The sequence below is a fragment of the Streptococcus orisratti DSM 15617 genome (assembly GCF_000380105.1).
In the GTDB taxonomy this organism is placed as follows: domain Bacteria; phylum Bacillota; class Bacilli; order Lactobacillales; family Streptococcaceae; genus Streptococcus; species Streptococcus orisratti.
In genome coordinates this window covers 1-9,804 of the sequence record NZ_KB904497.1, presented here as the reverse complement: position 1 = coordinate 9,804, position 9,804 = coordinate 1, and the positions used below count along the sequence as shown (strand labels likewise).

General features: G+C 34.4%; 13 protein-coding genes and 7 tRNA genes. 10 read left to right on the top strand and 10 right to left on the bottom strand.

Going from position 1 to position 9,804, the window contains the following annotated elements; translation table 11 throughout:
* Positions 1-87: 87 nt before the first annotated feature.
* The 7 genes from A3I7_RS0109720 to A3I7_RS0109690 all read left to right on the top strand — a co-directional run bounded on the left by A3I7_RS0109720 (position 88) and on the right by A3I7_RS0109690 (position 668).
* Positions 88-161 (top strand) — tRNA-Met (locus tag A3I7_RS0109720).
* A gap of 15 nt (positions 162-176) precedes the next feature.
* Positions 177-249: transfer RNA gene (locus A3I7_RS0109715), tRNA-Phe, on the top strand.
* A 7-nt stretch (positions 250-256) separates the two neighbouring features.
* A tRNA-Tyr gene (locus A3I7_RS0109710) sits at positions 257-337 on the top strand.
* 4 nt (positions 338-341) lie between these two features.
* Positions 342-412 (top strand) — tRNA-Trp (locus A3I7_RS0109705).
* A gap of 8 nt (positions 413-420) precedes the next feature.
* Positions 421-493: transfer RNA gene (locus tag A3I7_RS0109700), tRNA-His, on the top strand.
* Positions 494-501: 8 nt separating this feature from the next.
* Positions 502-573, top strand: a tRNA-Gln gene (locus A3I7_RS0109695).
* A gap of 11 nt (positions 574-584) precedes the next feature.
* Positions 585-668: transfer RNA gene (locus A3I7_RS0109690), tRNA-Leu, on the top strand.
* Positions 669-821: 153 nt separating this feature from the next.
* Here A3I7_RS0109690 and A3I7_RS0109685 read toward each other — a convergent pair.
* The 7 genes from A3I7_RS0109685 to A3I7_RS0109655 form a co-directional block, all read right to left on the bottom strand.
* The gene (locus A3I7_RS0109685) at positions 822-1,097 is read right to left on the bottom strand and encodes a helix-turn-helix domain-containing protein (protein ID WP_018030889.1); all 276 of its coding nucleotides are present in this window, start codon (positions 1,095-1,097) and stop codon (positions 822-824) included.
* Positions 1,084-1,452 (bottom strand): type II toxin-antitoxin system RelE/ParE family toxin, encoded by a 369-nt coding sequence (locus tag A3I7_RS0109680; protein WP_018376577.1) that lies wholly within the window; start codon positions 1,450-1,452, stop codon positions 1,084-1,086. Before A3I7_RS0109680 ends, A3I7_RS0109685 begins: the two co-directional genes overlap by 14 nt.
* A 56-nt stretch (positions 1,453-1,508) precedes the next feature.
* Positions 1,509-2,645: a tyrosine-type recombinase/integrase gene (locus A3I7_RS0109675; RefSeq protein ID WP_018376576.1), complete on the bottom strand. Its 1,137-nt coding sequence runs from the start codon at positions 2,643-2,645 to the stop codon at positions 1,509-1,511.
* A 14-nt stretch (positions 2,646-2,659) separates the two neighbouring features.
* Complete coding sequence (locus tag A3I7_RS0109670) at positions 2,660-2,842, bottom strand: DUF3173 family protein (RefSeq protein ID WP_018376575.1); 183 nt, start codon at positions 2,840-2,842, stop codon at positions 2,660-2,662.
* A 93-nt stretch (positions 2,843-2,935) separates the two neighbouring features.
* The gene (locus A3I7_RS0109665) at positions 2,936-4,246 is read right to left on the bottom strand and encodes a Rep family protein (protein ID WP_018030886.1); all 1,311 of its coding nucleotides are present in this window, start codon (positions 4,244-4,246) and stop codon (positions 2,936-2,938) included.
* A gap of 320 nt (positions 4,247-4,566) precedes the next feature.
* A complete protein-coding gene (locus tag A3I7_RS0109660; RefSeq protein ID WP_018030885.1) occupies positions 4,567-4,932 on the bottom strand; it encodes a hypothetical protein in 366 nt (121 codons plus the stop codon).
* An 11-nt stretch (positions 4,933-4,943) separates the two neighbouring features.
* Positions 4,944-5,378, bottom strand: a complete 435-nt coding sequence (locus A3I7_RS0109655; protein ID WP_018030884.1) for a hypothetical protein — start codon at positions 5,376-5,378, stop codon at positions 4,944-4,946.
* Between the two features lie 153 nt (positions 5,379-5,531).
* Here A3I7_RS0109655 and A3I7_RS0109650 point away from each other — a divergent pair, with 153 nt between their 5' ends.
* The gene (locus A3I7_RS0109650; protein WP_018030883.1) at positions 5,532-6,161 is read left to right on the top strand and encodes a helix-turn-helix domain-containing protein; all 630 of its coding nucleotides are present in this window, start codon (positions 5,532-5,534) and stop codon (positions 6,159-6,161) included.
* A 135-nt stretch (positions 6,162-6,296) separates the two neighbouring features.
* Here the strand turns inward: A3I7_RS0109650 and A3I7_RS0109645 are convergent, their stop codons facing one another.
* From A3I7_RS0109645 to A3I7_RS0109635, 3 genes are all read right to left on the bottom strand, one after another.
* Entirely contained in the window at positions 6,297-7,196 is a 900-nt protein-coding gene (locus A3I7_RS0109645; protein WP_018376574.1) for an SIR2 family NAD-dependent protein deacylase, read from the bottom strand.
* Positions 7,141-7,920, bottom strand: a complete 780-nt coding sequence (locus A3I7_RS0109640) for a protein-ADP-ribose hydrolase (RefSeq protein WP_018376573.1) — start codon at positions 7,918-7,920, stop codon at positions 7,141-7,143. Before A3I7_RS0109640 ends, A3I7_RS0109645 begins: the two co-directional genes overlap by 56 nt.
* Before the next feature lie 102 nt (positions 7,921-8,022).
* Positions 8,023-8,658, bottom strand: a complete 636-nt coding sequence (locus A3I7_RS0109635; RefSeq protein WP_018030880.1) for an NAD(P)-dependent oxidoreductase — start codon at positions 8,656-8,658, stop codon at positions 8,023-8,025.
* 177 nt (positions 8,659-8,835) lie between these two features.
* Between A3I7_RS0109635 and A3I7_RS0109630 the strand changes: the two genes are divergently transcribed.
* Both A3I7_RS0109630 and A3I7_RS13790 read left to right on the top strand, forming a co-directional pair.
* Entirely contained in the window at positions 8,836-9,270 is a 435-nt protein-coding gene (locus A3I7_RS0109630; RefSeq protein ID WP_018030879.1) for an Rrf2 family transcriptional regulator, read from the top strand.
* 397 nt (positions 9,271-9,667) lie between these two features.
* The coding region (locus A3I7_RS13790) for a transposase (RefSeq protein WP_181352642.1) at positions 9,668-9,804 on the top strand (137 nt) is incomplete at its 3' end.

Genomic DNA, 9,804 nt, shown 5'->3' with positions numbered 1-9,804 from the left:
TGAAGGGAACGGTCTTGAAAACCGTCAGGCGTGTAAAAGCGTGCGTGGGTTCGAATCCCACATCCTCCTTAGAATTAATATTGTTATCGCGGGATGGAGCAGCTAGGTAGCTCGTCGGGCTCATAACCCGAAGGTCGTAGGTTCAAATCCTGCTCCCGCAATTTAATTTGAGAGTTGGCTCGGTAGCTCAGTTGGTAGAGCAATGGATTGAAGCTCCATGTGTCGGCGGTTCGATTCCGTCTCGCGCCATTTTTCTGGAAGGGTAGCGAAGAGGCTAAACGCGGCGGACTGTAAATCCGCTCCTTCGGGTTCGGGGGTTCGAATCCCTCCCCTTCCATACTACGGGCATAGTTTAAAGGTAGAACTAAGGTCTCCAAAACCTTCAGTGTGGGTTCAATTCCTACTGCCCGTGTTATTATGGCGAATGTGGTGAAGTGGTTAACACACCAGATTGTGGCTCTGGCATTCGTGGGTTCGATTCCCATCATTCGCCTTGATATTTGGGGTATAGCCAAGCGGTAAGGCAAGGGACTTTGACTCCCTCATGCGTTGGTTCGAATCCAGCTACCCCAGTTAATCTATATGCCGGCGTGGCGGAATTGGCAGACGCGCTGGACTCAAAATCCAGTGTCCGCAAGGACGTGCCGGTTCGACCCCGGCCGCCGGTATAGTTGATTTGACAAGGTTCGTGAGCCTTGTCTTTTCTTTTTTTTTCAAAATTTGAGACTAAAGTTACTAAAAATTTCTAGTTTATTTTTTGGTTGGTAATTTTAGGCATCAAAAAAGAGAAGAAATTTCATCTTTCTTCTCTTTAAAATAAACTAACTAATACTAATTTTTAATTCTTGGTTAAGAGCTACAGCTAGTTTACTCATAGTTTCAATGCTGGTATTATGACCTCTTTCAATTCGAGCGATAGTTGATTGAGGAACATGCGATAACTCTGAAAGTTGACGTTGAGTTAAGCCTGCTTTTGAGCGAGCATTGGCAACAGCAAGTGCACTCTCTAGAATAGCTTTTTCAGCTTGGTAACCCTCTTTAAAAGAATTATCTTTAAGTTGTTCATTTAAGAAATCATCAAATTTAATAGTTTTCATTCTTTTGTTCCCCTTCAAATTCTTTTTTGATGAGCTGTGCCTTTTTAATTTCAGTAATTGGCGTTTTTTGAGTTTTTTTGGTAAATCCATGTGTAATAATATATCTATTATCTACAGCGTGAAAATAAAGGGCACGTTGGATATTAGATGATACCTTGGAACGGATTTCAAAAATATCACTATTTAATTTCTTTATCCACTCCATACGTTGAGCTGTTAATAGCCCATATTCTTGTATCATGCTAATAGTTGCCAGTAGTTTTTCTCTATCTTTCTGTGGTAAGGATTTATAAAACTCTACAAATTCATTATGACCATTCGGTCTTGTATAGAATTCAAATATCGGCTTCTTCATTGTACCTCCATGATAGCATATATTGTTCAAAAACACAAATGATTTTTCCCAACGATTTAAAACAAACTATCAAGTTTATCTGCCAATGCAACTTGTTTACTTGGATATAAATGTGAGTAAGTGTCAATTGTAGTTGTTATAGACGCATGTCCGAGACGTTCTTTGACAACAAGGTAATCTTCGCCTTGGTTGATTAAAAGTGAAGCATGGGAATGTCTTAAATCATGTATTCTTATTTTTTTAAGCTTAGGATTACGTTTTAATACACTATGATAATACTTTTCAATACTATCTTTAGTAATTGGAATAGGACTATCTTGAAATAGTTGTAAATCTGTGCAATTATCATTTGAAAATTGCTTCAGCAACTCATATTGTTTTTGCTGCCATACTTCTAGTTCGTTCATTAATTTAGCGTTAATGACAATCTGCCTAATACTAGTTTTTGTTTTAGGGGTACTGATATAACTAACTCCTTTTTTGAAGTAGACTGACTTTGAAACAGCTATTGTATTTCTGGAAAAATCAATATCATTCCAATTAAGAGCCAAAACCTCTCCTAGTCGCATGCCAGTGAAGTATAAAACTTTAAATAATAGTTGATAGTGATATTCTTCTGGAGTAAATAATTCTAAAAAGTCTTTAAATTCTGAAATAGTCCAATAGTTTAGCTTTGGCTTATTAATAGGCAGTTTTTTGATAAGTATTACGGGGTTAGAAGGATAGAATCCCTTGCGAACACCGACATCCATAATCTTCTTTAGTAAAATCATGATTTTATTAATAGTGTTTGAACTCAAAGGCTTTTTTGTATTTTTAGAAATTGTTACAGTGAGATGTTCTCTAAAATCATAGAAATCATCATATTGTAGCTTACTGACATCAGCGACTTTTTCAAAGTAATGCTTAATATGACGATTATAATTATTTTCTTGTGTGTTAATGTAACTTTGTTTTCTATGATTAATAATGTCTTCTTCTCTAAGAAAGGCATATAACATATCCATGGTTATTTTTGCCCCAAAGTAGCGTTCTTTAAGTTCGACACTTCGTAAATATTGTTCTGCTTCAAGAGCCTCTTTCTTTGTTTTAAAACCTTTACGAATAATTCGTCTTTGCTTTAAAGTGACAGGATTAAAACCATTACTAACATCAACCAACCATCCGTTATTTCCATTCTTTTTAACGACCATAGCTCTACTGCTTTCTAAAATTTGATATTAAGAAGCTCTTCTACGATAGTCGCAGGAATAGTACCAATTCGTTTATTGTTATAAATGGGAAAGCCTCGTTCAATCAAGATAAGTTTTCCTTTACGGATAATTTGTCGAGAAGTTCCTTCGGAAAAACCAAGGGCAACAAGGTCATCTTTTGTAACAGTTGTAATCATAATAGTTGTTCTCCTTATAAATTATGTTATAATAAGGACAAGCTAAGGGGAGTTGTCGCTCCCTTTTGTCCTAAGAGCTAAAAGCGTTTCCTTTTATTGGTCTAGAGGGGCGCTTTTTGTTTCGGGTAATATTCTGGGAAAGATATAGTATTCTAACACATGATTGATAAATGCTTCTTTATCATCAGTTGAATAAACTTTTTCTTCTCCAAAAAGTAGTGATGATTCTCCTAAATAGTCATGAGCTTCTCTCAATTCTTGAATTTGTGATAGATTGAAGAATCTGTCCTTTTCCGATTTCTCATTCTTCTTAGAAATTTCAAGGACATTGTTAAACCGTCTAATATACTGATTCAAATCTTCATGCTGAATTTTACCAAAGAAACTTTTAAGTGATTTATAATTGGTGATGATAATTATCCGACCAATGACTAACTTATTTTTATAGCGAGCAGATAGATGTGATTTGTTTAAGGGGTCTAATAATTTTAACCAGTCAGCGGGTAGAAGACTATCATATCTAGGGTCATCTAAAAGGATAATTTCTTCCCCAAAATATTCATCAAAAATATTTTTAGTACCTGCACTATACATCTTCCAGTTATAATTATATTCTTTAGCTCTTTTGATAATCTGTTCAATTAATTCTAAAGCTAAAGAGGTTTTTCCAATACCAGAACTTCCATGAATATAAATAACAGCTGGTTGAAATTCCCCACTCTCTAATTGCCTTAAAGTTCGTTTAGAAGCAATTTTTCCATAAGCTCTAAAAGCTTCATCTAGTTTGGTCTGATTATAAGACCATAGAAAAGTTAGTTCTTCATTTGCAAAAATATCATCTTCTGTCAGCGTTCCATTAACGATAGCTTGAAAAACACTATCTAACTCTTCGTCTGATTTTTCACGTTTAACAGTTGCGGAACGTTTGATAAAATCTAACTGATGTTCTTGAAAAAATTCTTTGTAATCGAAAGTTCCAAAAGTCTCTACATCATCAGGTGAATATTGATATTTATCGGGATTTTTAGCATGGATTAAATAAGCCTTGGAGTTTACTTTTCCATACTTTCCACGTCCACTAGGCTCAATATATTGTGGTAGTAAGCCTAGAACACTTGCTAGATGGTTTAAATCTCGTCTACTCGCAAATTCAATATAACCATGAATATGAGGTTCAACTAAAGTTAAATTATATTTTTTATCTTTGTCATGAATAATGAAAGCAACTTTAGCAGGAATACTTTCTTCAAGAGTCTGGATTCGTCTATGAATTTCTTTAAAGATGGCTACTCTATTCTCTTTCCAGTCTTGAAAGAGCTTCTTTTTTTCTTCCTCCCAATCCCAGTAATCTGACTTAAGCTGTTGCTCAAAGATAAAAGTAGTAGCTCTTTTTCTATCAGACATAAAACTCCTTTCTAGATTTGGGCAAATTAGTTTAATTTGCCCATGAATTTGCCCCTTGATTCATCAAGGAATTTAAGCTTTTTAGAAATCTCCTAATCCCTTGAAATTAAAGGGTTACACACCATTCTGTCGACAAGCCCTGAATGGTGTATGCGTTGCTTAAAGGGTTTTGGCAAATTAAAATTCCCAAAAGTCTTTGAGTAAGTGTCAGCACCCCTTTTCAAGTAGCTCGAGCGTTAGCGCTTAACCGTGCCCTTGCGAGCTACCGCATCTTGCGTCCTCGCTCGCAGGCACTGACTAACCGCCCTCACCTGAAAAGATTACTGACCTTTGGCTTGCTCTTTGACTAAAGCAATATCGTCAGCTTTAGCACTCAATTCTAGTGATACAAATTCAGACCCCTTAGTGGTACGTGTATAAACACCAACATTAAGGTTAGTAAATTTAACAGTAACTGAACCTTGCTCGGCTAGCTTTTCCCTAGAAATAATAGGTACTTCACCATCTGAATTTGGTACTTTAACAGCTACTTTTTCATAGCGTAGCCTTGGTAGAACGACCACATACTTCCACCCTAGATGGACACGCTCATTATTATTAAGTTCATACCAATCTTGTACCTCAACGAGTTGATAATCTTTTTCTTCCCAGTTTTTAACAACTACTTCATTAGTTTTAATTGACATATTTTGTCCTCCTATTTTTTTAATCTCTTGAAGAATCCTGTTTTTTGGTCATCTTCTAGCTCATTCAAACGTTCTAGCATACTTGTTAAACGTTGCGATAAAACACGATTGTCAGTTTGAAGATTAGTTACTGTTTTGGTGATTTCTTTTTTAAAGTTGTAGAAATCAAATTCAAGTTCCAGTAAATCCTCTTCTAAACTTTGCGCTTGCTGGGTATTTAGGTCACCCCAAACCTTTTTAATAGAACTATCTAAATCTTTTGTTTTATCAATTTCTTTAGATAACTCAATGAATTTAGCGACCTCGTCTTTTGAAAAGTCAAAGAATACTTGTACGCTATGCCGACTAACTCTAGCTTTGGTTTTCGTGAACTCATAGCCAGATAGGTTTTCAATCTTTTTGCGCCACTTTTTAATGGTACTAATAGATTTTCCAGTTTGTTTCACTATGTCTACATATTCAATAAGCGTCACCTCTTTTTAGATATTTTAAATCTTTTAAAGACATTATAATCTTATAAAATCAATAAGTCAAGATATTTTTGTGTTTTTTTAGATATTTTATATCTTTTTATGATATAATTTACACGAGGTGATAAAATGAATGACTATTTAATACAAAACTTCGGAAAGAATGTTGCACAATTGAGAAAGAAAAAAGGAGTTACTCAAGCAGAACTAGCAGAAGTTATTGGAGTAAAAAAAGCAGCTATTTCTAAAATTGAATTGGGTACAAGTTATCCAACGTTTGCAAATTTAGATAAAATTGCTAGATATTTTAAAGCAACACCCAATGAACTCTTTGGAACAAGCACGGATATTGAACTAGAGAGAGCCGTTATTAAAACAGATGAATATAGTGAAAAAGCTGAAAAAATTATCCGTGCTGTATCTAAAATAGAAGAGTATAGTGAGAAAGCGGAGCAAATTTTGTATGCTTTAGAGAGAGTTGATGAGCTAGAGAGAGCCGATTCTTCTCAAACTTACTCAAATGAAATTATCCATATTCTTGATAGATTAACTTATGCACCAATTATGGAAACTGATAAAGGAGACCCATTGTACCGTGATGACTTTGGCCACCTGACCACAGACCCAAGTGAGGGGATTAAGTATGCTCGTCATCTTTCGCAGCTCCAATTACTTTTCAATCAGGCTGATAAAATTAAGGAAATTGCAGACGATGTTAATTTTATCTTGGAGCATCAAGATATATTAAAAGATAAATAATTATTGAAAACTTTATAAAGTGATGGTATTTTATTACAATAACATATACTATAAACCGAAAAAATTCTCAAACAAAAAAACTAAAAAAGAGCTTGGGGCTAGGGCTAGTTTTGTCCCAAACTCTTTTTAGTTTACTTAATTACTTATAGATTTTGATTCTATTCTTTGGCGAATTGCTTGTAAATTTTTACCAATATCACCATCAAGTTGTATTAATTGCTTTGAAAGTTCATCAGGATATTTAAACGTTTCTTGATTTAATGTAATAAAAGTTGCTTTGGGATTAGCATAAGTCATTTGCATGAAAGGATATTTAATAATACCTGGTGTATTCATGCCTACACCAAGTTCTAAATAAATGATTGCTTTTTTGCTATTTTCTTCCAAAAATTCGCTATACCTTTTTTGAGCTTTATGCCATCCTTCATCTTCAACAAAACGATTGTCTATCCTTAGATTATTAGTCATAGGAGCACCACACCTAGGACAAGTTGGTATAAGATTAGAAGGGATTTTCATTTCCTTTTCAGATTCAACCATCTGATAAATCAAATCTTTGTTGTCATAGTTGGTATAATGACAAGGAACCGAACATTGCATTAAACCATAATCCCCTTGTGTATAAAAAAGCCTTTTTTTATCAAATCCCGCTTTCTGTACTTGATGATCGACATTAGTTGATAAAATAAAATAATCCTTATGTTTAACAATGTCTAATAAATCGATATAGGGTTGATCAACTGGTGCTTCATAGCGATTAATAAAAATATGACGACTCCACCATGCCCAATATTCTTCTTTTGTAGCAAAGGGATAAAAACCACCAGAATACATGTCTTCAATACCATACTTCTCTTTAAAATCAGAAAAATAGTTATCAAAACGTTCACCATAATAAGTTAGACCTGCAGAAGCTGATAATCCTGCACCAATACCAATTAAAACAGCATCTGCTTTTTCTAATTTTTTTACGATGTCATTAATTTGCTCCGAGTAATCTTTTGTAGATTTTTTCATCTTCTTCTTTAAAAACATTGAATACCACCTTCATCTTGCTATCTGTCTCTTTTAAATATTCTTGAACAGTTGCTACTGCCAGTTCTGCTGCTCTCTTATGTGGAAAATGAAATTCTCCTGTTGAAATACAGCAAAATACTAAACTTTTTAAACCATTAACATCCGCTAATTCTAAACAAGAGCGATAACTACTAATTAAATCTTTTTCATGTTTAGATAGTAATCTACCATCAACAATAGGCCCAACTGTATGTAAAACATATTGACTTGGCAAATTATAAGCAGGGGTTATCTTAGCCTCACCCGTCTTTTCTAAGTGTCCTTGCTCTTTCATCAGCCGATAACACTCCTGCCGTAATTGAACACCTGCAAAAGTATGAATAGCATTATCAATACACTTGTGATTGGGATAAAAACAACCTAAAAGTTGACTATTAGCAGCATTAACAATACCATCTACTTTTAATGTCGTAATATCACCATTCCATAGGTATAATTGACCAGAAATCGGAGTCAAATCAGTCAATTTTATTACTGTTTTTTGTGTTAACTCTTCTTGAAGGTATGCATTTTGAATATCTAAAAACTCAGCTGACACAGTTTCTGGTGGGCGAACATTAATCAAAGCTCGTAAAAGTACTTTTTGCTGTTCAACTTCATCAGGAATTATAATATCTGCAAACTCTGCTCTTTCTGATAAGAGCACCTTTATTAAATACAATCTTCTTTGTGCTTGATTCATTAGTCTCTCCTTATGGATAACAAAATCATTTCCCTACCAAAACGAGATTGAGAAAAATCTCAATCTCGTTTTTTTATTTACAAAGTACTATGCTTTTATTGATTATTTACGAACTAAACTGATACGTTCTTGAATATGATTTCCTTTTTCAATTTCATCTGCAAAACCAAGAGCATAGTCAGCGTAACTAATGATACTTTCACCACGACTGTTAAGCGTTAATTGTTCCCCACCAAGAATATATTCCCCTGTACGTTCACCATCTGCTTGGAAATCACCTGCTGGACTAACAAATGTCCATTTGACATCATTACGTTTGCGAAGAACATCAAGTGCATCAGTTTGTGCTTTAGCAAGTGCATAGTATTCTTTCGGAAAATCTGGAGTATCTACCAATTGAACTGTTAGCTCTGGATCAACATATAAGCTACCCGCTCCACCAACAACTACAAAACGAGCATCTGAATTAGCCATGATATCTGATAAGTGATTAATCACTTCAACATGCAGATGAAGAGTTTCAGGAGCCCATGTTCCGAATGCACTAACTACAACTTCAAAATCAGCTACATCTTCCTTTGTGATGTCAAATAAATCTTTTTGAATATATGTTTGCGCTTTTGAAGCATTTGTTTCTTCACGACTAAAACCTGTGACATCGTATCCACGACCTACAAGCTCTTCTACGATAAGACGAGCTACACGACCATTTGAACTAATTACTGCAACTTTTGACATTATTTTTTCCTCCAAAAATTTATTTATTAGATGTAATCATAATTGTTACAACCTATGTTCACAGTATAGCAAGTTTTAGATGTAATGTCAATAGTTACACCGAAAAAGTTGTAACTTTTTTTGTTACATCGAAAATATGATATAATTAGTATAAGAAAATTAAAGAAGGAAGAAAAGATGCCATATTCTACACGATTAGCTACTTCAGTTCATATCCTACTAGCTATATATCATTTTGAAAATAAAGAGAAGGTAACTTCTACTTTTCTTGCTAACAGTATTCAAACTAATCCCGTAATTGTCCGAAACTTATTAGGAAAATTACAAAAATCTGGGCTTGTAAAAGTTGAAGCTGGAATAGGTGGAGCTCATTTAACAAAACAACCAGAAGACCTTACTCTCTGGGATATTTTTTTAGCTGTTGAAGATCCTCATAAAACCATTTTTAAACCACATGATGATACCAATCCAAATTGTGAAGTTGGGCGTGTTGTTCACTCCGTTCTTGACCCTCATCTAAATGATATTCACAACCAATTTCTACAATCATTAAAGGCAATTAATTTAGCCTCTCTTATTACGGATATGGATAATAAAATCGCACAAAACTAGTCCAAAACTCTTTTTAATAAGGAGTATACTTTCTAGCATTTTATAGTTACTAAAAAGTATCTAAAATTTGGAAGTGATACTAAGTTTAAAAACATATTATAGAAAAAAAGCTTATAAAATCAATATTTCTGAGATTTAAAACTAATAATGTTAGACTCAAAATCCAGTGTCCGCAAGGACGTGCTGGTTCGACCCCGGCCGCCGGTATAGTTCAAGGTCTTCAAACATTGATTTGAAGACCTTTTTTCTTGTGTGACTTTCAGTCCGTTTCGCTCCGCAGGTGCGAAACAAATAAACCACCCGCTATGCGGGTGCGCATCGCTGGTTATACCCAAAAAACTCCAAACGCGATACAATAAAGGTGTTCAAGCCTAATGTAAAGCGAAAGAAGCAAACTATGGCACAAAAGGCACATAGTTTATCTCACACAAAGTGGATGTGTAAATACCACATTGTGTTTACCCCTAAGTATAGACGAAAAGTAATCTATAATCAATATCGAAGTAGTCTAGGTGAAATATTTCGACGATTATG

What these genes read in the sequence shown, in the direction of transcription:
- A3I7_RS0109685 (WP_018030889.1), bottom strand. Translation starts at nt 1,097, where the DNA reads ATGAAAACTATTAAATTTGATGATTTCTTAAATGAACAACTTAAAGAT.
- A3I7_RS0109680 (WP_018376577.1), bottom strand. Translation starts at nt 1,452, where the DNA reads ATGAAGAAGCCGATATTTGAATTCTATACAAGACCGAATGGTCATAAT.
- A3I7_RS0109675 (WP_018376576.1), bottom strand. Translation starts at nt 2,645, where the DNA reads ATGGTCGTTAAAAAGAATGGAAATAACGGATGGTTGGTTGATGTTAGT.
- A3I7_RS0109670 (WP_018376575.1), bottom strand. Translation starts at nt 2,842, where the DNA reads ATGATTACAACTGTTACAAAAGATGACCTTGTTGCCCTTGGTTTTTCC.
- A3I7_RS0109665 (WP_018030886.1), bottom strand. Translation starts at nt 4,246, where the DNA reads ATGTCTGATAGAAAAAGAGCTACTACTTTTATCTTTGAGCAACAGCTT.
- A3I7_RS0109660 (WP_018030885.1), bottom strand. Translation starts at nt 4,932, where the DNA reads ATGTCAATTAAAACTAATGAAGTAGTTGTTAAAAACTGGGAAGAAAAA.
- A3I7_RS0109650 (WP_018030883.1), top strand. Translation starts at nt 5,532, where the DNA reads ATGAATGACTATTTAATACAAAACTTCGGAAAGAATGTTGCACAATTG.
- A3I7_RS0109645 (WP_018376574.1), bottom strand. Translation starts at nt 7,196, where the DNA reads ATGTTTTTAAAGAAGAAGATGAAAAAATCTACAAAAGATTACTCGGAG.
- A3I7_RS0109640 (WP_018376573.1), bottom strand. Translation starts at nt 7,920, where the DNA reads ATGAATCAAGCACAAAGAAGATTGTATTTAATAAAGGTGCTCTTATCA.
- A3I7_RS0109635 (WP_018030880.1), bottom strand. Translation starts at nt 8,658, where the DNA reads ATGTCAAAAGTTGCAGTAATTAGTTCAAATGGTCGTGTAGCTCGTCTT.
- A3I7_RS0109630 (WP_018030879.1), top strand. Translation starts at nt 8,836, where the DNA reads ATGCCATATTCTACACGATTAGCTACTTCAGTTCATATCCTACTAGCT.